This is a genomic window from Amycolatopsis coloradensis (genome assembly GCF_037997115.1).
GTDB lineage: Bacteria > Actinomycetota > Actinomycetes > Mycobacteriales > Pseudonocardiaceae > Amycolatopsis > Amycolatopsis coloradensis_A.
The window spans coordinates 8,707,115-8,731,294 of sequence record NZ_CP150484.1 but is presented as its reverse complement, the minus strand read 5'-3'; the positions used below and the strand labels follow the sequence as shown (position 1 = coordinate 8,731,294).

The 24,180-nt window shown below is 69.4% G+C and carries 18 protein-coding genes and 2 pseudogenes; 15 read left to right on the top strand and 5 right to left on the bottom strand.

Annotated features, from left to right (window positions below; translation table 11 throughout):
- Positions 1-77: 77 nt before the first annotated feature.
- A complete protein-coding gene (gene pcrA / locus LCL61_RS40865; RefSeq protein ID WP_340684685.1) occupies positions 78-2,495 on the top strand; it encodes a DNA helicase PcrA in 2,418 nt (805 codons plus the stop codon).
- Between the two features lie 662 nt (positions 2,496-3,157).
- On the opposite strand, the gene LCL61_RS40860 is transcribed toward pcrA, so the two are convergent.
- Positions 3,158-3,844, bottom strand: coding sequence for a M23 family metallopeptidase (locus LCL61_RS40860; protein ID WP_340684684.1), 687 nt, complete (start codon positions 3,842-3,844; stop codon positions 3,158-3,160).
- A gap of 585 nt (positions 3,845-4,429) precedes the next feature.
- Here LCL61_RS40860 and LCL61_RS40855 point away from each other — a divergent pair.
- The 9 genes and pseudogenes from LCL61_RS40855 to LCL61_RS40815 all read left to right on the top strand — a co-directional run bounded on the left by LCL61_RS40855 (position 4,430) and on the right by LCL61_RS40815 (position 14,427).
- A complete protein-coding gene (locus tag LCL61_RS40855) occupies positions 4,430-6,271 on the top strand; it encodes a hypothetical protein (RefSeq protein ID WP_340684683.1) in 1,842 nt (613 codons plus the stop codon).
- A complete protein-coding gene (locus LCL61_RS40850) occupies positions 6,268-6,627 on the top strand; it encodes a hypothetical protein (RefSeq protein WP_340684682.1) in 360 nt (119 codons plus the stop codon). Before LCL61_RS40855 ends, LCL61_RS40850 begins: the two co-directional genes overlap by 4 nt.
- Before the next feature lie 117 nt (positions 6,628-6,744).
- Positions 6,745-7,914, top strand: a complete 1,170-nt coding sequence (gene sucC, locus LCL61_RS40845; protein ID WP_126736646.1) for an ADP-forming succinate--CoA ligase subunit beta — start codon at positions 6,745-6,747, stop codon at positions 7,912-7,914.
- Position 7,915: 1 nt separating this feature from the next.
- Positions 7,916-8,512, top strand: a pseudogene (locus LCL61_RS40840) (CoA-binding protein); the annotation flags it as partial.
- Between the two features lie 330 nt (positions 8,513-8,842).
- Positions 8,843-9,649 (top strand): DUF5336 domain-containing protein, encoded by an 807-nt coding sequence (locus tag LCL61_RS40835; RefSeq protein WP_340684681.1) that lies wholly within the window; start codon positions 8,843-8,845, stop codon positions 9,647-9,649.
- A gap of 143 nt (positions 9,650-9,792) precedes the next feature.
- Positions 9,793-11,217: a DUF6350 family protein gene (locus LCL61_RS40830; RefSeq protein ID WP_340684680.1), complete on the top strand. Its 1,425-nt coding sequence runs from the start codon at positions 9,793-9,795 to the stop codon at positions 11,215-11,217.
- A 76-nt stretch (positions 11,218-11,293) separates the two neighbouring features.
- The gene (purN, locus tag LCL61_RS40825; protein WP_125680035.1) at positions 11,294-11,911 is read left to right on the top strand and encodes a phosphoribosylglycinamide formyltransferase; all 618 of its coding nucleotides are present in this window, start codon (positions 11,294-11,296) and stop codon (positions 11,909-11,911) included.
- Positions 11,908-13,470: a bifunctional phosphoribosylaminoimidazolecarboxamide formyltransferase/IMP cyclohydrolase gene (purH, locus tag LCL61_RS40820; protein WP_340684679.1), complete on the top strand. Its 1,563-nt coding sequence runs from the start codon at positions 11,908-11,910 to the stop codon at positions 13,468-13,470. The genes purN and purH overlap by 4 nt, the downstream gene beginning before the upstream one ends.
- A 198-nt stretch (positions 13,471-13,668) precedes the next feature.
- The gene (locus LCL61_RS40815; RefSeq protein WP_340684678.1) at positions 13,669-14,427 is read left to right on the top strand and encodes a hypothetical protein; all 759 of its coding nucleotides are present in this window, start codon (positions 13,669-13,671) and stop codon (positions 14,425-14,427) included.
- Here the strand turns inward: LCL61_RS40815 and LCL61_RS40810 are convergent.
- A complete protein-coding gene (locus LCL61_RS40810; protein WP_340684677.1) occupies positions 14,424-15,128 on the bottom strand; it encodes an SRPBCC domain-containing protein in 705 nt (234 codons plus the stop codon). The two genes, LCL61_RS40815 and LCL61_RS40810, sit on opposite strands and share 4 nt — an antisense overlap.
- 181 nt (positions 15,129-15,309) lie before the next feature.
- On the opposite strand from LCL61_RS40810, the pseudogene LCL61_RS40805 reads away from it, so the two are divergent.
- Positions 15,310-15,795, top strand: a pseudogene (locus LCL61_RS40805) (pyridoxamine 5'-phosphate oxidase family protein).
- 222 nt (positions 15,796-16,017) lie between these two features.
- Here LCL61_RS40805 and pip read toward each other — a convergent pair.
- The 3 genes from pip to LCL61_RS40790 all read right to left on the bottom strand — a co-directional run bounded on the left by pip (position 16,018) and on the right by LCL61_RS40790 (position 17,933).
- The gene (pip, locus tag LCL61_RS40800) at positions 16,018-16,965 is read right to left on the bottom strand and encodes a prolyl aminopeptidase (protein ID WP_340684676.1); all 948 of its coding nucleotides are present in this window, start codon (positions 16,963-16,965) and stop codon (positions 16,018-16,020) included.
- A gap of 208 nt (positions 16,966-17,173) precedes the next feature.
- Positions 17,174-17,533, bottom strand: a complete 360-nt coding sequence (locus LCL61_RS40795) for a tyrosine-protein phosphatase (protein WP_425342087.1) — start codon at positions 17,531-17,533, stop codon at positions 17,174-17,176.
- A gap of 70 nt (positions 17,534-17,603) precedes the next feature.
- Entirely contained in the window at positions 17,604-17,933 is a 330-nt protein-coding gene (locus tag LCL61_RS40790) for a tyrosine-protein phosphatase (protein WP_340684675.1), read from the bottom strand.
- Positions 17,934-18,347: 414 nt separating this feature from the next.
- On the opposite strand from LCL61_RS40790, the gene LCL61_RS40785 reads away from it, so the two are divergent.
- The 4 genes from LCL61_RS40785 to LCL61_RS40770 are packed head-to-tail and all read left to right on the top strand — an operon-like array spanning position 18,348 to position 24,150.
- On the top strand, positions 18,348-19,022 hold the full coding sequence (locus tag LCL61_RS40785) for a hypothetical protein (RefSeq protein WP_425342086.1): 675 nt from the start codon (positions 18,348-18,350) through the stop codon (positions 19,020-19,022).
- A 14-nt stretch (positions 19,023-19,036) separates the two neighbouring features.
- A complete protein-coding gene (locus LCL61_RS40780; protein ID WP_340688807.1) occupies positions 19,037-20,638 on the top strand; it encodes a DNA polymerase Y family protein in 1,602 nt (533 codons plus the stop codon).
- A 2-nt stretch (positions 20,639-20,640) separates the two neighbouring features.
- A complete protein-coding gene (locus tag LCL61_RS40775; RefSeq protein ID WP_340684673.1) occupies positions 20,641-20,793 on the top strand; it encodes a hypothetical protein in 153 nt (50 codons plus the stop codon).
- Positions 20,794-20,796: 3 nt separating this feature from the next.
- Positions 20,797-24,150: an error-prone DNA polymerase gene (locus tag LCL61_RS40770; protein ID WP_340684672.1), complete on the top strand. Its 3,354-nt coding sequence runs from the start codon at positions 20,797-20,799 to the stop codon at positions 24,148-24,150.
- The last annotated feature ends 30 nt before the right edge of the window (positions 24,151-24,180 follow it).

Sequence of the window (24,180 nt, the reverse complement as noted above, 5' to 3'; positions counted from 1 at the left end):
CCGCCGCGAACACCGCTCGCGCGTCGGACGGCAGGCGTCAACACCGCCTACGCCCGGCGCTGTAGCGTGGACCGGCGATGAACACCCTCTTCGATCTCCCAGCGGACGGTCCGGCCAAGTCCCGGCACTCGGACCTGCTCGACGACCTGAACCCGGCACAGCGCGAGGCCGTGACCCATGCGGGCTCGCCGCTGCTGGTCGTCGCGGGCGCGGGTTCCGGCAAGACCCGGGTGCTGACCCGGCGGATCGCGTACCTGCTGGCCGAACGGGACGTGCACCCCGGCCAGATCATGGCGATCACGTTCACCAACAAGGCGGCCGCGGAGATGCGGGAGCGGGTGAGCGACCTCGTCGGCCGCCGCGCGAACGCCATGTGGGTGTCGACGTTCCACTCCATGTGCGTGCGGATCCTGCGCCGTGAGGCCAAAACGCTGGAGATGTCGTCGAGTTTCTCCATCTACGACTCGGACGACACGAAGCGGCTCATCACCCTCGTCGCCCGCGATCTCGACATCGACCCGAAGAAGTACGCGGCGCGCACGCTGGCCGTGCACATCTCGAACCTCAAGAACGAGCTGATCGATCCGGAGACGGCGGTCGCCGACGCGGGCAACGATCTCGAACGCCGCGTCGCCGAGGTCTACGTCGAGTACCAGCGGCGGCTGAACCAGGCCAACGCGTTCGACTTCGACGACCTCATCATGCGGACGGTCGAACTCCTGCAGCGGTATCCGGACGTCGCCGAGTACTACCGGCGGCGGTTCCGGCACGTGCTGGTCGACGAGTACCAGGACACGAACCACGCGCAGTACACGCTGGTCCGCGAGCTGGTGGGCACCGAGGCGAACGAGGCCGGGATCGAGCCGGCCGAACTCTGCGTCGTGGGTGACGCGGACCAGTCGATCTACGCCTTCCGCGGCGCGACGATCCGCAACATCGAGGAATTCGAACGCGATTTCCCGAACGCGCGGACCGTGCTGCTGGAACAGAACTACCGCTCGACCCAGACGATCCTGAACGCGGCGAACGCGGTCATCGCGCGAAACCCCAACAGGCGCGCGAAGCGGCTGTGGACCGATTCCGGTGACGGCGAGAAGATCGTCGGCTACGTCGCGGACAACGAGCACGACGAAGCGGCGTTCGTCGCGGGCGAGATCGACGCGCTGGCGGACAAGGGCGAAGCGGACTATTCCGATGTCGCGGTCTTCTATCGCACCAACAACCAGTCCCGTGTCTTCGAAGAGATCTTCATCCGCCTGGGCCTGCCGTACAAGGTCGTCGGCGGGGTGCGGTTCTACGAACGGCGCGAGGTCCGCGACATGCTCGCGTACCTGAGGGTGCTGGCGAACCCGGAGGACACGGTCAGCCTGCGCCGCATCCTCAACGTCCCCAAACGAGGCATCGGCGACCGCGCCGAAGCGGTCATCGCGACGTACGCCGAGCGCGAGCGGATCTCGTTCGCGCAGGCGTTGCGCGGCGCGGTCAACGGCGAGGTGCCGCTGCTGAACCCGCGCTCCGCCAAGGCGATCACCGGTTTCGTCGAGTTGATGGACGAGCTCGGCGAGGTCGTCGAGAGCGGCGCGGAAGTCGCCGACATCCTCGAAGCGGTCCTGGAGCGCACGGGCTACCGCACGGAACTCGAGGAGTCCGAAGACCCGCAGGACGCGTCGCGGGTGGAGAACCTGACGGAACTCGTCACCGTCGCGCGGGAGTTCACCGAATTCACCACGGAGGTCGCCGGTCCGGACGGCGAACTCCCCGAAATCGACACCGCGGACCCCGGTGTGCCGGAGCCGGGTTCGCTGCCCGCCTTCCTGGAGCGGGTCTCGCTGGTGGCGGACGCGGATTCGGTCCCGTCGCCCGACGGCGGCGACGATAGCGGCGAGGGGCACGACGCGGGCGTGGTCACGCTGATGACCGTGCACACCGCGAAGGGCCTCGAGTACCCGGTCGTCTTCGGAACGGGCTGGGAAGACGGGATCTTCCCGCATATGCGCGCGCTCGGTGACCCGACCGAACTGGCCGAAGAGCGACGGCTCGCCTACGTCGCGATCACGCGGGCGAGGAAGAGGCTGTACGTCTCCCGTTCGATGGTGCGCTCCGCCTGGGGCCAACCGCAGATGAACCCGGCCTCGCGGTTCCTCGACGAGCTTCCCGCGGACCTGGTCGATTGGCGCAGGCTCGCGCCTTCCTCTTCCTCCGGCGGTTTCGGTTCGTCGGGTGGATCGCCGCGTGCCGCGACGACCTGGGGGAGCCGCGGCGGTGGCTCGTCGCCTTCGAGGTCGGCGAGCACCAGCCCGTTCGGCAAGGGCTGGAAGGACACCGTCGCGCTCAAACTGGACGTCGGCGACAGGGTCAGCCACGACAAGTACGGGCTCGGGACCGTCGTCGCCTGCGACGGCGCGGGCCCGCGGGCCACGGCGACGATCGACTTCGGCGCCGCCGGCAAGGTCCGGCTGATGCTCATCGGTAGCGTCCCGATGGTCAAACTCTAGCCCTGACCTGCGGTTTCTTCGCCGCGCACGAAAACTGTCGGACCCCTCCCGTATACCTGTGCCATCGAACACGAGTTCGATGCGCTGGGGTAGGCTGGATGAGCCGGTGTGCCCCGACCAGGAGGAGGGGGCACGCGGTGTGGACGGGGTCTTGTTTGGGGTTCTCTCGAGTGGGGTACTCGAGTACTTGCGGGGTGTTGAAGAAGGGGTGGGGACGGATCGGGGTCCGGAACCGCCGGAAGTGCTCAGGCTGGTCGCGGCCTGGCGCGCGTTACTGCGGACACACGAACCGGACGGGGCCGGACGGTGCGTCGTATGCGGTCACGCGCGGCGATGGCTGTTCGGGCCGCGGCCAGCCGGGTGCCGAACTCTTTTCCGGGGACTTCTCGCCGGATGGCGGCCGATCGAACGGCGCCCGGCCGGTCTCTGCACGGTCTGGCAGATCGCCGTGGGGTACTTCGTCCGGAAGCCGGCCGACGGCGTCGCATGAGGGCATTGAGGGCCCGAAAGAGGGCACGCGCTCCGCGGTGGATGGCCTGCGACGCTTCCCGATGTCTTCGAAGGGGGAAGCGGAGGCCTTGAAGGCGCGCCAGAGCGTCGTTGCCCGGCGCGCCCTTGTCGCGGGCGGGGTCACCGGTGTGGTGAAGGGGACTGCGGCAGGATCAGCCGACGCTCACGCCACGGGCGGCGAGCCACGGGCGCGGGTCGATCTTCTTCGTGCCGTTCTGCCACACCTCGAAGTGCAGGTGCGGGCCGGTGCTCTGACCACGGTTGCCGACCTCGGCGATCTCCTCGCCGCACTTGACCTTCTGGCCTTCGCGGACGGAGAACGAGTTCATGTGGCCGTAGACGTGGATGGTGCCGTCGGCGAGCTGGACCTTGACCCAGAGGCCGAAACCGCTGGCCGGGCCCGCTTCGACGACCGTGCCGTCGGAGGCCGCGACGATCGGCGTGCCGATCGGGGCCGCGATGTCGATGCCGAGGTGGCTCGTGCCCCACCGGGCGCCGAAGCCCGAGGTGAAGGTGCCCTTGGTCGGCATGCAGGTCTTGGGCCGCTTGGCCTCTTCTTCGGCCTTGCGGGCCGCTTCGGCCTCACGCTTGACGCGGGCCTGGGTGATGCTGTTGTTCTCCGAGAGCTTCTGGGCTTCGGCGGAGGCGTTCGTCGACTGGCTCGTCGGCAGCAGCTCGGGGGCGCCACCACCGGCTCCGCCGCCGAGGGCGAACGAGGCGCTCGCGTCCTGGGTGCTGGCCAGCGGGGTGACGGCGGCGTCGGAGGATTCCGAAACGGACTTCAGGGTCTGCCCGGCAGCGGCGGCCGCGAAGGCGCCGGCAGCTACGGCTGCGACCACGACACGACCGCGAAGGGCCGAGGACGGGGGCGACAGGCGGTGCGAGCCCCGGACGCGAACGACCGCACCATCGAGTGCGTTCTCGAGCGCCGGGGAAGGAGCTTGGCCGCCGGGGGAGCGGTGTGAAGCCAAGACGGGGCCTTCCGTGTTCGGGGAGTCGGATCAAGAGCCCGGGCGGGGGATCCCGGTGAACGACCTCGGGGGTGGTTCGTTCGGTGCTCTCATTCGTGATCTGACTGTAATGGGGACCCCGGGACAGTAACGAAGCGGCACCCCGATCAGCAAGATCTGGCGGCGCTCTCGGCCGATCGGGCGACGGCGATCTGGCCGTTGTCCAGTGAAAATTACCCAAAGTTAGAGGAGGTTTACTCACCACCGTGTGACTTGCGTTACAAGATCAGAGGGCCGTTCGGGGGTACCGGAGGGCCGGAAGGGAGGCAAACGAGGGAAATAAGTGGTTGCACGACGGTGTTGAAACAGGTTTACCCGGACCCGGCCCCTTCAGCGGCCTGGTCGAGCGCCGATGAGACCTGGGGCGCCCTGCTGCGGGGCCCCGCCGACCCTGGCTTGCTAGCGTCGCCGTCGATGACTTCGCGCTCACGGCACCCTGGCGACTCCGCCGGGCAAGCCGACCCCGGTACCGCGTCCGCCGAACTTCTCCGGAGCGAACCGGGCTCCCGCCCGCGAGCGCTCCTGCTGTCGGCGGGGTTGGTGTCGGCCGGTGCGGTCGCGCTGGCCGCCGGCGCGCTGCTGCCCGTCATCCAGGGCGGTTCGCCTGGTTTCACCGCCGCTCCCCTGCTGGTCGTGCTGGCCTTGGCGCCCGCGGCGGCCGTGCTCTACGCGGTGGTCACCGGCCGCTCGGGGCTCACGGCGGGTCTGGTGCTCGGGCTCACCGCGCTCGCGCCCGGACGGCTGCTGCTGGATCTGCAGCTGCTCGCCGACGGGTCCCTCGCCGCGCGTCCGGAACTGTTCCTCGCCGACAGGCTGCTCGCGCTGCCTCCGGCGGGGCCGGGGCTGTGGCCGCTGGTGGCGGGTCATCTGCTCACGCTCGCGGCCGGGGCGTTCGCCGCCGGGGCCGCTCGCGACGAGGCGGAACTGGCGGGTGAACTCGACGGACGGCGCCGCTGGCGGCTGCTCGGCCCCGTGCTCGGCGTGGCGGGCGGGGTCGGCTTGCTGCTCGCGCCGCTCGGTTCGGGCAACGCTTACCTCCTGGCCAAGAACGCCTTCGAAGGCCCGACCGTCGCGATGGCCGGGTACCTGTTGCTCGCGGCCTTGCTCCCGCTGACCGTGCTCGTGGCGGTGAGTTCGCCCTCGGCCGGGGTCGGCAAGGGCGGATTCGCCGGAGCGGGGCTGGCGGCGCTCGCGGTCGGTGTCCCGCCCGTGATCGCGGGGCTGGTCGTGGACCGGCTTTCGGTCGCGCCGGGTTCGGTGGTCGTGACCGTCGCGGGCCTGGCGCTCGTGGGCCTTGCCTTCACGCGGTTCGACGTCGCGGAAGCGGGCGAGGCCGTCACCGGCGACCTGGCGGGCGAGGCCAAGCTGCCGGGGCTGTTCTGGTGGCGGCTGGCCACCGGCGGGCTGGCGCTGCTCGCCGCCACGGCCGCGGTCGCGGGTGCGCTGGCCCCGGTACTGAAGGCCAACGGTCCGACACCGGTACCCGAGACTCCGGCGCGCTGGCTGCTGCTCGGCGCCGCGGTCGTGCTCGCCGTGCCCGCGCTCTTCGTCTTCGTACCGCGGCTCTCGGCGTTCGCGAGGGGAGTCGTCGCGGCCACGTGGGCGGGGGTCGTCCTCGCGGGCGCGGCGGTGCTGAGCGCGGCCTTGTCCGTGACCGAGGACAAGGCCGTGGACCCGGCGCTGTTCGGAGTCGATCTGCCGGTACCGCTGCCGGACAAGGTCGGCTTCTCGGCGGGTCCCGGGGTCACGTGGACGTTCATCGCGCTCGTGCTGGCGGCCGTGGCCGCGCTCGCGGCGGTGATCACCGGCGTCGTGGAGCGTGACGTCTCCGACGACGACGCGGAACTGGACACCGGCCTGGACGGAACGCGGGCGAGCGGGAACGTGCTCACCCCGCTCGTCGCGGCGGCGGTACTGGCGATCGCCGCGTTCGGCACGCCGGTGTTCACCGCGCCCGGCTACGCCGCCCCCGGGCTGTGGTCGGACTTCGGCGCGGCGTCGTGGGGCCTGCTCGGCGCGCTCGCGGTCGTGCTCGGCCTGTACGCGCTCGTCCCGCGTTCACGGCCGGCCGCGGCGGCGTCCGCCTTGGCCGGGGCCGCGCTGGTGCTCGGCCTGCGCGCGGCGGAACTTCCGCTGGTCGGCTCGGAGTACGACGGCTCGTCGGCCGGGATCGGGTTCTGGCTCGCGCTGGGCGGCGCCGTCGTCACCCTCGTCACGGCCGGGATGGCCGTCGCGGGCTCACGGCGGGCCGGATGACGCGCCGTCTTCTTCGGGTCGTGCTGGCCGAGTTCGACGTCGAGGAAGGCGCGGCGGTCGCTCTCGGTCGGTTGCTGCGTGATGACGGCGTCGAGGTCGTCTACGTCGGACGCCTCGACACGGTCGACCAAGTGGCCAGGACGGTCGAACAGGAGGATCCGGACATCCTCGGCATCCTGTGCGGCGCGAGCGGACCGGAAGGACTCGCCGAAGCTGCCCCCGGCGTTCTCCTCTTCGCGGTCGGTAACGGGCCGAGCGGGTTCGAGAACTCCTTCGAAACCCTGGAAGACGCGGCGAACTGGGTCTCCGGTGTGCGGTCTCACACCGTGGAAACACCGTCTGACCGCGTACGGTGACCGACTTCACCAGGTGCGGAGTCCCCTGCTTCTGCGCAGGTCGCTAACCTCGACTGGTCCGACAGCGCGGTCCGGCAACGGACCACCACAGTGGCGTGTCGTCAGGAGACTGGAGTAGTGGACCTCTACGAATACCAGGCGAGGGATCTCTTCGCCGCCCACGGAGTACCGGTTCTGCCGGGTGCCGTGGCAAACACCCCCGAAGAAGCCAAGGCCACCGCCGAGAAGATCGGCAACCAGGTCGTCATCAAGGCGCAGGTCAAGACCGGCGGCCGCGGCAAGGCGGGCGGCGTCAAGCTGGCCCAGACGCCGGATGAGGCCGCCGAGAAGGCCGAGGCGATCCTCGGCCTGGACATCAAGGGCCACATCACGCGTCGCGTGCTGGTGGCCGAAGCCTCGGACATTTCCGAGGAGTACTACTTCTCCTTCCTGCTGGACCGTGCGAACCGCACCTTCCTCGCGATGGCTTCCGCCGAAGGTGGCGTGGAGATCGAGCAGCTGGCCGTCGAGCGTCCCGAAGCGCTCGCGAAGATCCCGGTCGACGCGATCGCCGGTGTCGACAAGGCGAAGGCCGTCGAGATCCTGACCGCGGGCAAGTTCCCGGAGAAGGTCGTCGACGAGGCCGCCGACGTCGTCGTGAAGCTCTGGGAGACCTTCGTCTCCGAGGACGCCACGCTGGTCGAGGTCAACCCGCTGGTCCGTGACCCGCAGGACAAGATCATCGCCCTCGACGGCAAGGTCACCCTCGACGAGAACGCCTCGTTCCGTCAGCCGGGCCACGAGGCCCTGGTCGACAAGGACGCGGAGAACCCGCTCGAGGCGAAGGCCAAGGCCAAGGACCTCAACTACGTCAAGCTCGACGGCGAGGTCGGCATCATCGGCAACGGCGCGGGCCTCGTGATGTCCACGCTGGACGTCGTGGCGTACGCGGGCGAGAAGCACGGCGGCGTCAAGCCCGCCAACTTCCTCGACATCGGTGGCGGCGCTTCGGCCGAGGTCATGGCGGCCGGTCTGGACGTCATCCTCAACGACACCGACGTGAAGAGCGTCTTCGTCAACGTCTTCGGTGGCATCACCGCTTGCGACGCGGTCGCGAACGGCATCGTCGAAGCGCTGAAGATCCTGGGCGACGAGGCCACCAAGCCGCTCGTCGTGCGGCTGGACGGCAACAACGTCGTCGAGGGACGTCAGATCCTGGCCGACGCGAACCACCCGCTCGTCACCGTGGTGGACACAATGGACAACGCGGCCGACAAGGCCGCCGAGCTCGCCGCGGCAGGTGCGTGAGATGTCGATCTTCATCAACGAGAACAGCAAGGTCATCGTCCAGGGGCTCACCGGCTCCGAGGGCATGAAGCACGCGACCAAGATGCTGAAGTCCGGCACGAACATCGTGGGTGGCGTCAACGCCCGCAAGGCAGGCCAGACCGTCTCCATCGAGGGCAAGGACCTCACCGTGTTCGGCACGGTCGAGGAGGCCATCAAGGAGACCGGCGCCGACGTTTCGGTCATCTTCGTGCCGCCGAAGTTCGCCAAGGACGCGGTCATCGAGGCGATCGACGCCGAGATCCCGCTCGCCGTGGTGATCACCGAGGGCATCCCGGTGCACGACTCGGCCTACTTCTGGGCGCACGCGGTCGCGACGGGCAACAAGACCCGCATCATCGGGCCGAACTGCCCCGGCGTGATCAGCCCCGGCAAGTCGAACGCGGGCATCATCCCGGCCGACATCACCGGTGCCGGCCCGATCGGTCTCGTGTCGAAGTCGGGCACGCTGACCTACCAGATGATGTACGAGCTGCGTGACATCGGTTTCTCGACCGGTGTCGGCATCGGCGGCGACCCGGTCATCGGCACGACGCACATCGACGCCCTCGAGGCGTTCGNAGGTAGTCATCGGCCGACGAGCAGATGTGGTGCCCGGCCCGCCTCTTTGCGCCCGGATCGCGGTTAGCCCGCTGAACGCACGTCGGGGCGGACCTGCGTTTAGCCCCCTAATCGCGATCCGGCGGCCGCGTCGCGTTTAGCCCCCTAATCGCGATCCGGTCGTCGCCGAGGGGTTCCGCACGGAACCCGACCGGGTGTAGAGACGTCTCAGAGCCCGAGGCGTGGGGTGTCCGCGTGTGCGCTAGCGTTCGAGCATCACAGCCGCCTCGTTTGTCCCGGGAGTCCCGCGCGCCCCGGGGTGCCGGTCGAACGACAGGAGAGCATTCGGATGTCCTATCCCAGCGGTGGGCCCGGCTACCCCCAGCAGGGTGGCGGCCAGCAACACCCCAACCCCGGCTCGGGAGCCTTTCCTCAGCAGCAGGCGCCGTCGCAGGCGACTCCGCTGAACCTGGCGTTGCTGCTCGCGCTCGCCGTGACCGTCCTCGGCCTGGTGCAGTTCTTCATCGGTTTCTCCGACGAGGCCGACGCCGCCGGGCAGGTCTCGATCTTCCTGCTGGTCAGCGGTCTGCTCGCGGCCTTGCACGCGCTGCCGCGCGGTCCGAAGACACTGCCGTTCGCCGCGTTGTTCAGCGTCCTCGGCGCGTTCGGAGCGCTGGATCTGGTCATCGGCTACGGGAGCGGTCGTGAGGATGTCTCGGTCCCCGGCATCCTCACCGTGGTGCTGATCCTCGGCATCCTGCAGATGCTGGTCGCGGTCGCCGCGCTGCTGTTCGAGCACGACGTCATCAAGCTGCCCGCCGCGAAGCCGCAGCAGCAGGCGCCGCAGGCTCCGTACAGTCAGCAGTTCCCGCAGCAGGGCCCGCAGGGTCCGTTCGGTCAGCAGGGTCAGCAGGGCCCGGCCGCCACGCAGGTCCAGCCGTTCCCCGGTTCGGGCCAGCAGGGTCAGCAGGGTGAGCAGTCCGGTCCGTTCTCGCAGCCGGGCGGGTTCCAGCCGCCGGTCACACAGCCGCCGGGCCAGCAGGCTACGACGTACGCGCCGCAGCAGGGCCAGTTCTTCCAGCAGCCGCCGTCCTCCTCGTCGGAGTCGGGTCAGAACCCGGGCACGCCGCCCGGCGGTTTCGGCCAGCAGAGCTGACCTCTCGCACGAAAAAGCACCCGCTGTGACTCTCCGTGTCACAGCGGGTGTTTTTCTTTTCCGGGTTACCCGACCGGGTGGGTTGGGCCACGTGCGCCGACGGGTGGCGGCGTGCCTCACCCGGACGGCCCAGTCCGGATGTCATGGTGCGGTTCATGAAGCTGCTCACCCGCGACGAACGCCCGCCGGGCGAAGAGCCGGTGAGCGACCTCGTCCCCGAGCTGGAGGTCTCCAGGGCGAAGCGGGTTCGTGTGTTGCTCGCGGCGGCCTGCGCGCCCCTGTTGTTCTCCTTCACCGCCATCGCGGCCGTCCTCGCGGTGGTTTCGTTCGCCGCCGACCGGTCCCGGTTCTCCGCCACCGGCGCCCTGCTCGCCGCCGGCCCCGGCTGGCTCGCCTCGTGGCAGGTGGAACTCGACCTCGGTGGTCATCCGCTCGGCGTGCTGCCGCTGCTGCCGACGCTCGTCGTCGGCTGGATCGTGGCGAGGGCCGCCGCACGCGCCGCCCGCCGGAGCGGCGGCCGGACCCCGGCGGACGCCATTCCCGTGGTGACGGTGATCGCCGGCGCCCACGCCCTGTTCGGTGTGCTCGTCGCCCTGCTGGCGGGCGGATCGCCGGTCGACGCGAACCCGCTGACCGCTTTCTGCGTACCGGGCCTCCTCGCCGGACTCGCCGCCATCGCGGGGGTCGCCAAGGCCTGCGGGCTGCCTGTCGCGGTGCGGGACCGGTTCGATCCGGTGGCGGTCCAAGGCCTGCGGGCGGGCGCGCTCGGGCTCGCCGCGTTGATCGCCTGCGGCGCCGTGGTGTTCACCGCGGCCACCGCGCTTTCTTGGTCCACTGTGGACAGTCTGTTCGAGCCGGGATTCGGTGCGAGCTTCGGCCTGTTCGTGCTTTCCGTCGCCTACCTGCCGAACGCGGTCGTCGCCGCGCTGTCGTTCACCACCGGGCCGGGGTTCTCGGTCGGTTCGCTGACCGTCGGCATGTTCGGCTACCAGGAAGGCAAGCTGCCCGGGGTGCCGCTGCTGGCGGGGGTCCCGTCGCACCACGCGGTCTGGTGGCCAGCGTTGCTGCTCCTGCCCGCGCTGGTCGGCGCGCTGGTCGGCTGGCGGATCCGCGCGATCGACGAGGATCCGATGCTGCGGATGCGGGCGGTCGCCGTCGCGGGCGCGTTCGTCGCGTTCGGCTGTGTCATCCTCGGGACCCTTTCCGGTGGCAGGCTGGGAGACGGGCCGTTCGATCCGGTCAGCGTGCCGGTCGGGGTCGCGTCGGTGATCGCCTTCTGCTGGATCGTCGTTCCCGGCGGGTTCGTCGCGTTCTTCGCCGGAGCGCACGACGCCCCCGAACCGCCGGGTGAACCCGAGGTCGAGGAAGACCTCGTCGAGCCGGAAGAGGATGAACCGGCGGAGGAAGAAACCGAGCCCGAAGCCGAAGAACCGGCGGAGGACGTCGACGAGACTCCTGCTGAAGACGAGCCGGACGCGGAGCCGGAAGACGAGCCCGAGCAGGACGTCGCTGTGACCGACTCCACCGAGGGGTCCGGCGACGAAAGCGCCCCCGGAGACGACCGTTAGGGTTGTCGCGACCAGGTGAAGCGCCGTACGCCCGAGTGCGTACCGCCGTGGCAAGGAGCCCGTTCTGGCTAGTCGGTTGGACCTGCCCACTCCGGTGAAGCTCGTCGTCCTCGCGTCCGGTTCCGGCACGCTGCTGCAAGCCGTGCTCGACGCGGTCGAAAAGCCGAACTTCCCGGCGAAGGTGGTCGCCGTCGGAGCGGACCGCGCCGGCATCGAGGCGCTCACCCGGGCCGAACGCGCGGGCGTGCCGTCGTTCGCCGTGCGGATGGCCGATCACCCGGACCGCGCGGCCTGGGACAAGGCGATCACCGAAGCCGTCGCCGCCTACCAGCCGGACCTGGTCGTCTCGGCCGGATTCATGAAGATCCTCGGCGCCGAATTCCTCGCGCGGTTCCCCGGCCGCGTGATCAACACACATCCGGCGTTGCTGCCGTCGTTCCCCGGCGCGCACGCCGTGGCCGACGCGCTGGCGATGGCCGTCAAGGTCACCGGGTCGACGGTCCATTTCGTCGACGCCGGAGTCGACACCGGGCCGATCATCGCGCAGGAGCCGGTGATCGTGGAGCCCGACGACGACGAGCACGTCCTGCACGAGCGGATCAAGGCCGTGGAACGCAGGCTCCTGGTGGAAACGATCGAAAAACTCGGCCGGAGCGGGTGCGCGGTCGAGGGACGAAAGGTGAGGTTTTCGTGAGTACCGCACAGGGACAGCGTCCCGTCCGGCGCGCGCTGATCGGCGTCTCCGACAAGGCCGGCCTGCTCGAACTCGCCACCGGGCTGCACGCGGCGGGTGTCGAGATCGTGTCGACCGGCGGCACGGCGAAGGTCATCGCGAACGCCGGGGTGCCGGTGACGCCGGTCGAAGAGGTCACCGGGTTCCCGGAGTCCCTCGACGGCCGGGTCAAGACGCTGCACCCGCGGGTGCACGCGGGCCTGCTCGCCGATCGTGAGCGTCCGGAGCATGTCGAGCAGCTCAAGCAGCTCGACATCGCGCCGTTCGACCTGCTCGTGGTCAACCTGTACCCGTTCACGCAGACCGTCGCGTCAGGTGCCAGCCCCGAGGACTGTGTCGAGAACATCGACATCGGCGGCCCGGCGATGGTGCGCGCCGCGGCGAAGAACCACAACAGCGTCGCCGTCGTGGTCGACCCCTCCCGTTACGAGTGGGTGCTGGAGCGCGTCGCCGCCGGTGGTTTCGAGCTGGCCGACCGCAAGCGGCTCGCCGCGCAGGCCTACGCGCACACCGCGGCCTACGACACCGCAGTCGCATCGTGGTTCGCGAACGTCTACGCGCCCGCGGACGACTCCGGTTTCCCGGACTTCACCGGCGCTTCGTGGGAGCGCGGCGACGTGCTGCGCTACGGCGAGAACCCGCACCAGAAGGCCGCGCTGTACAAGCATTGGCGGCCGGGCCTCGCGCACGCGGAACAGCTGCACGGCAAGGCCATGTCGTACAACAACTACGTCGACACCGACGCCGCGCGCCGTGCCGCCTACGACTTCGAGGCCCCGGCCGTCGCGATCATCAAGCACGCCAACCCGTGCGGGATCGCGGTCGGCGAGGACATCGCCGAGGCGCACCGGAAGGCGCACGCGTGCGACCCGGTTTCGGCCTACGGCGGGGTGATCGCGACCAACCGGCCGGTGAGCCGCGAGGCCGCCGAGCAGATCTCCGAGGTGTTCACCGAGGTCGTCCTGGCGCCGGACTTCGACGCCGAGGCGCTGGAGATCCTGCAGCGCAAGAAGAACGTGCGGCTGCTGAAGCTGCCCGCAATCACGTCGCCGGATCCGATCGAGTTCCGGCCGATCTCCGGCGGCATGCTGGTGCAGACCGTCGACACGATCGCCGCCGAGGGCGACGACCCGGCGAACTGGACCCTGGCGACCGGCGCGCCCGCCGACGAGCGGACGCTGGCCGACCTCGAGTTCGCGTGGCGTTCGCTGCGCGCGGTGAAGTCGAACGCGATCCTGCTGGCGAACGACGGCGCGACCGTCGGCGTCGGCATGGGCCAGGTGAACCGGGTCGATTCCTCGCGGCTCGCGGTGTCGCGTGCGGGAGAGCGGGCGAAGGGCTCCGTCGCCGCGTCGGACGCCTTCTTCCCGTTCCCGGACGGGCTCGAGGTCCTACTGGAGGCCGGCGTCCGTGCCGTCGTCCAGCCGGGTGGCTCGATCCGCGACGCCGAGGTCATCGCCGCCGCCGAGGCCGCCGGGGTCACCCTTTACCTGACCGGCACGCGCCACTTCGCCCACTGACGCCGACCTGCGTTTAGCGGGCTAATCGCGATCCGGGTGCCCGCGACGGGACCACGGCATTCCCGGTGCCCGGCTCCGGCCGTCGTGCCATGCTGGCCGCAGATCGCGTTTAGCCCGCGAAACGCAGGTCCGGGCGCGTGTCGCCTTTAGCGGGCTAAACGCGATGCGGACGTACGCGAATCGGTAGGGGGAGGATCGGTGCACCAGCCGCCGCAGGGGTACGGCCAGGGGCCGGGTTACGGCCCGCCGCCTGGGCAGGGAGGTCAGCCGGGCTACGGGCAGCAGCCGGGTTACGGCCCGCCCCAGCCCGGGTACGGTCCGCCGCCCGGCTACGGGCCGCCGCCCAAGAAGAAAAAGACCGGGCTGATCGTCGGCCTGGTCGTGGGCGGCGTCGTCCTACTCGGGTTGGGCATCCCCGGCGGCATCTTCGCGTCCGAGTACTACTCGTCGGTCGGCAAGGCACCGGTCTCGCAGCAGCCGCCCGCCGAGTGCGCCCTCTCCCCGGAAACCCTCAACAAGACGTTCACCAGCAGCTTCCAGGGCGTCCGCGACAACGAGTTCAAAGCGGGCGAGATAGTCACCAAGCAGCAAGGCTGTTCCTGGCTGCCGCCGGAGAGCGACAACGTCCACGACCGCGCCCTCCAGGTCATGGTGTACCGCTACGAGGGGCCGGACGCCGAGAAGCGCGCGTCGGAGTCTTCCACCGGGTCGGCCGCGCCGTCCGAGCGTCAGCAGCAGGTGCAGGGCATCGGGGAGAAAGCGGTTCTCGTCTCCCTCGACACCGACAGCGCCTTCAGCGGCGCGGAGCTGCGGGTCACCCGGGGTGTGTACGTCGTCATCGTCACCTACAAAGGATGGGACAAAGGGTTCTTCACGAACTCGCCGATCCCGCCCGCGGAGTCCGCCGAAGTGGCGAAGTCCGTGGGCGCTGAGCTCGTGAAGAACCTGCCCCGCTAGGCGTACAGGTCGTTCAGCCAGGCCGTCCACGCCTTCGCGGCCTCGTCCGCGTCGGCGTCTTCGGCGAACAGGTGGTGCCCGATGCCGACAGGCCAGCCCCAGACGTTCCGGCCGTAGAAGCGGTACAGCGCGTCTTCGGTCCGGACGCCGATGAAGGCCGGTGTCAGGTAGTCGACGACGCCCTCGACGCCGGGGACATCGAGATACACCCGGTCGCCCACGGCCTTCGCACCTATCGCCGCCCGGACGGCCTCGAACGCCTTCGGAGCCTTCGACGCTTCGGGGGCGTTGGCCTTGAAGTACTTCGCCTGACGCCGGTTGAAGTGCTTCAGGTACTCGCTCAGCGAGTGGTAGTAGAACGACGTGTGCTGCCGGCACGCGTCGTATTCGACGTCCCAGTCGTCGAGGACGGTGGTGTGTTCGTAGCGCAGATACGTGCCCCCGTCCTTCGGTTCGAGGACGTATTCGAGCGTGTTGAACCAGCCGCTCTCGTCTTCCGCGTAGGTGACGAAGCGCTGTGACGGCTTCCAGACGGTGACCATGCCGCCGTCCGGGGTGAGGCCGGACTCGGCGCCGCCGTCGCGGGGTTCGTACTGGATCGGCCAGAGCCAGCCGCCGCTGCCCGTGGTGATCGCGGCCCAGCTGTCCGCGGGTGTGGTGGGGAGGAAGCCCTCGAAGCGGACCTCGGATTCCTTCGCCATGACTGTCCCTCTCTCGTATGCCTTCACAAGAGCGACGCCTGGCCAGGGGCGCTTTCGACAACCGGATCGCGTTTAGCCCGCTAAAGTCGACGTGGCGCGTGTCACATTCTGGAGTGTCGAAGTGTGCCGGCAGCGGCGTCCCAGGGGGAGCCCCCGAAGGCAACGACCCGAGGAGAGCGACATGCGGCAGAACACGATCGACGAGATCCTGAACCGCCCACTCAGCCACGAACTCCCGGCCCGTGACCTGGCCCGCCTGGCCTACACCGCGCTCGACGGCACGCCGCGCGCGATCCCGATCGGCATCCACTGGAACGGCACGGAGATCGTCATGTGCACCTCGACGAACGCCCCGAAGCCGCCGGCGCTGCGCCGCAGCCCCGCCGTCGCGCTGACGATCGACACCGAATCGCACCCACCGAAGGTCCTGCTCCTCCGCGGCACCGTCGAGCTGGACTACGTCGACGGCATCCCCGATGAGTACCTCCAGTGGAACGGCACCTACGAGATGACGCCCGAGCAGCGGGTCGAATGGTAGGAAAACGTGCGGTCGCTCTACGACGGCAAGGTCCGCGTCGTGCTGACCCCGACCTGGGGCAAGCTCATCGACTTCGAGACCACCCTGCCTTCCGCCGTCGAGGAGCTCATCCGCCGGAAGGGTGCCTGAACATGACACTCAAGAAGCTGGAACACGTCGGTGTCGTGGTCAACGATCTCGACGCGGCCAAGGAGTCCGGGCGGACATCGCGCTGCTGCGCCCGCCGGACGGTCACGGCGGTCTGGAACTGATCAAGTACCCGGAGTTCCGCTTCCTCTATGACTGGCTGCACGGTGAAGGCGGCACCGCCGCACCCGCGTTCCGGCGGTACCACCCGGCTCCGCTTCCTCGCTAGGGCTGAGCGCGGAACCGGTCCGTCGCCGCCAGCAACGCGGCCAGGATGCCGGGCTCGTCGTACACGTGCCCGGCGTCCGGCACGATCACCAGTTCCGACTCCGGCCACGCCTTGTGCAGGTCCCACGCGGAAACCGCGGGCGTGGCGAGGTCGTACCTTCCTTGCACGATCACGCCGGGAATGTCCTTCAACGCGGCGGCGTCTCGGATCAGCTGCCCCTCCTCGAGCCACCCGTTGTGCACGAAATAGTGGTTCTCGATGCGCGCGAACGCCAGCGCGTACTCCGGCACGGCGAAATCCGCCACCAGTTCGGGGCGGGGGAGCAGCGTCCCCGTCGCGCCCTCCCAGGTGCTCCACGCGACGGCGGCGGGCCCGTGCACCGCGGGATCGGGGTCGGCGAGCAGCTTCGCGTACAGCTCGACGGGATCGCCGTCGAGCCCGGCGATCGGCGCCGTGAACTGCTCCCACAGGTCCGGGAAGACGTTCGCCGCGCCACCCCGGTAGTACCAGTCCACTTCGGACGAACGCAGCGTGAACACCCCGCGCAGCACCAGCTCCGACACGCGTTCCGGGTGCTTCTCGGCGTACGCCAACGCCAGCGTCGACCCCCAGGATCCGCCGAACACCTGCCACCGCGAGATGCCCAGCGACTCCCGCAAGCGTTCCATGTCGTCGACGAGATGCCAGGTCGTGTTCGACGAAAGATCACCGGACACCGAAGCGTGCGGCAGCGACCGCCCGCACCCGCGCTGGTCGAACAGGACGATCCGATAGGCGGACGGGTCGAACAGCCGGCGGTGCGACGGTGAGCAGCCGCCACCGGGCCCGCCGTGCAGGAACACCACGGGCTTGCCGCCGGGGTTCCCGCATTCCTCCCAGTACACGAGGTTGCCGTCACCGGTGTCCAGGTGGCCTGACGCGTAGGGCTCGATCTCCGGGTACATGGGCCTATCGTCGGACACGCGGCGCGGTTCACGGAGGCCCGGTCCCGGTTCGTGTGACAACAGGCGATAGTCGGCGTCGCTGTCTTGGTTGACCTGGTGTTCCTCGGCTGATTACAGCTGATAGGTCGCGTCTCGGAACCTTCAGCCGCAGAATTGTGGGTCGCGTGGTCATTCGATGTCGACTCCGACCGGGCTTGGACAGGGTGGATCAGTCGGAGCGTGGTCCCAGGAGTCTGCTGCGGATGCCGTCGAGGTCGGTGTTGCCGACACCGGTAGCGAGGAGATATCGCTCGACGTCGAGGCCCTCTAGGGTGCTCAGGATGACGGCTTGAGTTGTGGTGCCGCGGTTGGTGAGGATGGACTGGATGATCGGTCCTTGGTCCTCGGTGCCCATCGCGGCGAACAGGGGTTTCAGGGCCTCGGTGGACAGGTCGTAGTCCGTTGCGATGGCCTCCGGCCGGACGTCGGCCAGCGCCAACAGCAGGAGGGTGATCAGGCCGGTGCGGTCTCGGCCTGCGCCACAGTTGAACAGGACACCGCCGGGTCTGCAGTGGGCGAGCGCAGTGATGACAGCGGCGCACCGGCCGGCTTTCCGTTCGAGGAAAAGACGGTAGTAGAGCGGACTGCCGTTGAGTTGCTCACTGTTGATGTGCTGCCAGAACTCGATGTCCTCGATATCGTCGAGGGGTACCTCGATGCGGTCGACGCCGGTCGGTGTGATTGCACCTGCGGTGGTGGCAATGAATTGCGCCGAGCCCGCCAGCGCTGTCGGGGACTTTGCCGTTGCAGGCCGGACCTCGTCCACCGGATTGTCGCGCCTGGGACCAGCCCTCGTCGGTGACAAAACGAAGATCAGCCGCCCTGAAGAAAGCGCCGTAACGAGTTGCATGGCCCGACCTGGTCGGCAAGCCGCCAAGATCTCTGGTGTTGTAGAAGCCTTCCCAGGTCACTGCTCTGCTCGTACTCATGGTTGAGCATTCTTCCCTCGGTCCGCCGGACGCGGCTCGGGTTAGGACACGCCCGTGACCTGACCGGACCACTCGCACGGAGCAGCGTCACAGTGGGCCGACTACGACCCCAGCCGGGGACTCAAGCGAATCAAACCCGAGCCGCGGACCGAGGGGCTACCTGTCGATCACAGGGGCCAGTCAGCAATCACAGGCACCTCAGGCAGAGTGACCTCGGCCGCTTCCATGCCCACTGGCGCCTGTCGGCACAGCTCGCTTGACAACCGCTGCGCCACCCGGTCTACGATGGAGTCATCGAACAAGCGTTCGAAGTGCCGCCTTCCCCGTGGCACGCCGGTGCCGTCCACAAAGGACGGTCTAGGTGTCGTGGGGAGGCGAGGTCCGGTGACAGCGGAGGTGGTCGAGGCGCGGGCCTTGCCGTTGGCGAGGCTGGCGGCTTTGCCAGGTGTGAGCACGGCCAGTGGCGTGGCTTCCGCGGCCGAACACGCGAGGACGACGGGAAGGGTGCTCCCGGTGTCCCCGGCGTTGTCCGGTCTGCTGCCCGCCGCGGGGCTCCGGCGCGGGAGCACCGTTTCGGTGCTGGGGTCCACGTCACTGATGCTCACCCTGCTGGCCGCCGCGACCGCCGGCGGTGCGTGGGCGGTCGCGGTCGGCCTGCCCGCGCTCGGGGTGGTCGCCGCCGCGGAACTCGGGGTCGAGGTGGGCAGGCTGGCGCTGGTCCCCCGTCCCGGTGCCGAGTTCCCGGCGGTGACCGCGGCCCTGCTCGACGGCTTCGACCTCGTGGTCGTCGGTCCGGGGCTCGCCCGGCCCGAGGTGGCGAGAAAGCTGTCCGCCCGCGCGCGCAACCGTGGTTCGGTGCTGCTTTCGCTGGGCTCCTGGCCCGGTGCGGAGGTCGAACTGAGCCGCCGTCGCTCGCGCTGGACGGGCTTCGAGGGCGGTGGCGCGGGCTACCTGCGCACCCGTGAGGTGGAGGTACGGGCGGGTGGCCGGGGTGCGGCCGCCCGGCCGATGTCGGCCTTGCTGCGATTTCCCGGCCAGGGCGAGGTCGAGCGGGCCGACTTCCCCACGACCAGGTGGGGGACGGCGTGAACCCACCCGTGCGCATGCTGGTGCTGTGGTGCCCGGACTGGCCCGCGGTCGCCGCCGCGGCCGTCGCGGGCGAACCCGTCGGCCGTCCCGCCGCGGTCTTCTCGGCGAACCGCGTGGTCGCCTGCACCGCGGTGGCCAGGGGATACGGCGTCCGCCGCGGGATGCGGCGGCGCGAGGCCCAGTCCTGCTGTCCGGAGCTGGCGGTCTTCGGCGAGGACGACGGTCGTGACGCCCGGCTCTTCGAGTCCGTCGCACGGGCGGTGGAGGAGCTGGCCGTCGGTGTCGAGGTGGTACGCCCGGGGATCGTCGCCGTCCCGGTCGACGGCGCGGCCGGTTACTTCGGCGGTGAGCACGGCCTTCTCGAAAGACTCGTGGACGAGGTGTCCGTGGCGGCGGGAGTGGAAAGTCAGGTCGGCGTCGCCGACGGCCTGTTCGCCGCGACGCTCGCCGCCCACCGTTCGACGCTGGTCGAACCCGGTGGCACGGCGGAATTCCTGGCCCCGTTGCCCATCCGCGAGCTCGATCAGCCCGAGGCGGGCCGCGCCGAGCTGGTCACCTTGCTCAAACAGCTCGGCCTGCACACGCTGGGCGCCTTCGCGGCGCTCGACGAAAGCGACGTCTCCGCGCGCTTCGGGGCGGAGGGTGTGCTCGCGCACCGGCTGGCGCGAGGACGGTCCGAACGTCCGCCGTCGCGTCGACGGCCGCCACCGGAACTCTCCCTGGCGAAGGCGTTCGACCCGCCGATCGACCGGGTCGACGCCGCCGCGTTCGTGGCGAAAGGACTCGGCGAACGCTTCCACGCCGGGCTCGCCGCGCACGGGCTGGCCTGCACCCGGCTCGGCATCTACGCCACCACCGAGACCGGCGAACAACTCGGCCGGGTGTGGCGCTGCGCCGAACCGCTGACCCCGCTCGGTGTCGCGGACAGGGTGCGCTGGCAGTTCGAAGGCTGGCTGAAGGTCCGGGACACCTCGGCGCGTCCCCACTCCGGCGTCGTGCGGTTGCGGCTGGAGCCGGAGGAGACGGTCGAAGGGCGGTCGCTCCAGCTGGGGTTGTGGCAGGCGGGTGCGACGGGTGTGCTGCGTCCGTCCACAGAGGACGAAAGTCTGTCCGGTGAACGTGCCGGCCGCGCGCTGGTGCGGGTGCAGGGGTTGCTCGGCCCGGAGAGCGTCTTCACCGCGGTGCTCGACGGCGGTCGCGATCCCGCCGAGCGGGTCCGGCTGGTGCCGTGGGGCGACAGGCGGGAGAAGTCGGCGCAGGCGGACGCGAACTGGGCAGGGCGGCTCCCGTCGCCCTCCCCGGCGACGGTGTTCGCCCGCCCGGTACCCGCTCAAGTGCTGGACGAGAACGGGCGCGTCGTGGAGATCACCGCGCGGCGCCGGGTCACCGCCGCTCCGTTCCTCGTGAGTTTCGAGGGTGGTGAGCCGCGTGAGGTCATCGCCTGGGCCGGGCCGTGGCTCGTCGGTGTCCGGGCCGGAGCGGGGCACGCCCGGTCGGGGACCCGGATGCGGGTGCAGGTGCTGCTGGCCGACGGGCAGGACGCAGAAGAGGCGGTGCTGCTGCGCTTCGAGCACCACAAGAATCCGATGTGGACACTGGAAGGGAAGTACGACTGACCATGGACGAGGAGTACACGCGGCTGGTGCGACGCTGGCTGGAGGAACCGGCCATCCCGGTGCAACGTGCCGAGTTGGACACCGCCTGGGCGGCCCGCGTCCCGCGCGCGGAAGTGTTCGTCCCCGCGCCGAGAACCTCGACCGAGAACCGGTGACCGATGGGCTGGAACAACCCTCCGCGGCCATGGAAGGACCTCGCCCGCGAGCTCGCGGGCGAGGTGCCGCCCGGCGACGGCGGGGACAGCCCCGCCTGGAGTGCCAAACGGCAGGGTTATCAGCCGCCCGCGGATCTGACCGGGCTGATCGGTGACGACGACGGCGCCACCGCGCACCGGGTGCCGTACGCCGAACTGCACTGCCATTCGAACTTCAGCTTCCTGGACGGGGCGAGTCATCCCGAGGAGCTGGTGGAGGAAGCGGCGAGGCTGGGCCTGGACGCGATCGCGCTCACCGATCACGACGGCATGTACGGAGTGGTGCGCTTCGCCGAGGCGGCGAGGGAGCTGGGCGTGCACACCGTCTTCGGCACGGAGCTCAGTTTCGGCCTTTCAGGGCCGCAGAACGGGTCCGCCGACCCCGAGGGCGAGCATCTGCTCCTGCTGGCCAAGCAACAGGACGGGTACCTGAGCCTGAACCGGGCGATCACCGCCGGCCAGCTGTACGGCTTCGACAGGCAGTCGTTGTCCCCCAAGGAAAGGGCGGAGAAGGGCAGGCCGGTCTACGACCTGCGCGCGGTCGCCGAAGAGGTACGCGGGAAGTGTGTGGTGCTCACCGGTTGCCGCAAGGGCGCGGTGCGCAAGGCGCTCGTCACCGAAGGCCCCGCCGCGGCCGTCGTGCGGCTGAAGGAACTCATCGACTGCTTCGGCCGGGAGAACGTCTACGTCGAGCTCATCGACCACAGCCTTCCCTTGGACAGCACGCACAATGATCTGCTGAGCGAGATGGCCGACGAGTTCGGCCTGCCGACGGTGGCGACCACGGCCGCGCACTACGCCCGGCCGGAGCGAGCTCCGCTCGCCGACGCGCTCAGCGCCATCCGCGCCCGGCGAGGCTTGGAGGACATGGAGGGCTGGCTGCCCGCCGCGGGGACGGCGTTCCTGCGGTCGGGGGAGGAGATGGCCGAGATCTTCGAGCGGTACCCGGGCGCGGTGCAGCGAGCGGCGCTGCTCGGCCGGGAGTGCGCGTTCGAGCTCCATCACATCAAACCGGAACTGCCGCCGTTCGCCGTTCCGGAAGGCCACACCGAAGCGTCCTACTTGCGGTACCTCACCGAGAAAGGCGCGGAGGAGCACGAGAAGAACAAGGACGAGGAGTACCGCGAAAAAGCCAGGAAGCTGATCGACCACGAACTGGACATCATCGAAGAACTGGGCTTTCCCGGCTACTTCCTGATCGTCTGGGACATCGTGAACTTCTGCCGGGCCAACAAGATCCTCTGCCAGGGCCGGGGATCGGCCGCGAATTCGGCGGTCTGTTACGCGCTCGGCATCACCAAGGTCGACGCCGTGCGCTACGGCCTGCTCTTCGAACGCTTCCTCGCCCCGGATCGCGACGGTTACCCGGACATCGACCTCGACATCGAATCCGATCGCCGTGAGGAGGCGATCCAGTACGTCTACGAGAAATACGGGCGGCTGAACACCGCGCAGGTGGCGAACGTGATCACCTACCGGGCCCGGTCCGCGGTCCGGGACGCGGCGCGGGCACTCGGGTACTCGCCAGGCCAGCAGGACGCGTGGAGCAAGCAGATCGACCGCTGGGGTGCGTTGCGCGCCACGGAGAAGGACCACGATCACGACATCCCCGAAGAGGTCGTGGAACTCGCCTGCGCGCTCGAAGACTTCCCGCGGCATCTGGGCATCCATTCCGGCGGGATGGTGATCTGCCGTCAGCCGGTGAGCGAGGTCGTCCCGATCGAATGGGCCCGTATGGAGAACCGCAGTGTCGTGCAGTGGGAGAAGGACGACTGTGCTGCAGCGGGGCTGGTCAAATTCGACCTGCTCGGCCTCGGAATGTTGTCGGCCCTGCATTATATGATCGATCTGGTTCGTGACCACAAAGGGGAAGAGGTCGACATCTCCGAATTGGATCTCAAGGATCAGAACATCTACGAAATGCTCTGCCGCGCCGATGCGATCGGTGTCTTCCAGGTGGAGAGCCGTGCGCAGCTGGCCACGCTGCCTCGCTTGCGTCCCAAGACGTTCTACGATCTGGCGGTCGAGGTCGCGCTCATCCGCCCCGGCCCGATCCAGGGTGGTTCGGTGCATCCCTACATCCGGCGCAAGAACGACCAGGAGAAATGGGATTTCGACCATCCGAAACTGGCCAACGCGCTGGGAAAGACCCTCGGTGTCCCGTTGTTCCAGGAACAGATGATGCAGATCGCCCTCGATATCGCCGATTTCATGCCGGCGGAGGCGGATCAGTTGCGCCATGCCATGGGGGCGAAACGTTCCGAACAGAAGATGGAGCGGCTCAAACGGCGCTTCCTCGAAGGCGCCGCGAAGAACGACATCGAGGACGAGCTCGCCGAGAAGATCTTCGGCAAGCTCAAGGCGTTCGCGAATTTCGGCTTCCCGGAGAGTCACGCGCTGAGTTTCGCCCTGCTGGTGTTCGCGAGCGCGTACTTCAAGTACTACCATCCGGACGCGTTCCTGGCGGGTTTGCTGCGTGCGCAGCCGATGGGGTTCTACTCGCCGCAGTCGCTGGTGGCCGACGCGCGGCGGCACGGGGTGCCGGTGCTCGGCCCGGACATCAACGCGAGTCTTCCGCACGCGACGCTGGAACCCTTGCCGGAAGGGGGAGAACTGCTCGCCGTGCGGGGTGGCCTGTCCACGGTGCGGATGATCGGCGAGAACCTGGCGAAGAAGATCGTCGAGGAGCGGGAACGCGGCGGCCCGTTCGCGGGTCTGTCCGAGGTCGCCCGGCGGGTGCGGCTGACCAAACCGCAGGTCGAGGCGCTGGCCGCGGCCGGTGCCTTCGGGTGTTTCGGCGAGAGCAGGCGAAGCGCGCTCTGGGCGGCGGGCGCGGTCGCCGACGAAAGCCCGGAGAAACTGCCGGGACTCATCACCGGGGCCAAGGCTCCGATGTTGCCGGGGATGGACGAAATCGACATCGCGGTCGCGGACGTCTGGGCCACCGGGGTGTCGCCGGACAGCTTCCCGACCCAGTTCATCCGGGAGCACCTCGACGAACTCGGCGTCGTCACGGCGGCGGGCCTGCGCGGGATCCCGCACGGCGCGCAGGTGCTGACCGGTGGCGCGGTGACCCATCGCCAGCGGCCGGCGACCGCGGGCGGCGTCACCTTCATGAACCTCGAGGACGAGACGGGGATGATCAACGTCATCTGCACGATGGGGGTGTGGCAGCGCTATCACCGGGTCGCCCGCGGCAGTCCCGCGCTGCTGGTCCGGGGCGTGGTCGAGCGCACGGGCGAGGTGGTGAACGTCCTCGCCGAACAGATCAGGCACCTGCCGCTGCGGATCACCGCCAAGTCCCGCGACTTCCGCTGAAGTCCCTTGACGATCACCTGGCGGCCGTGC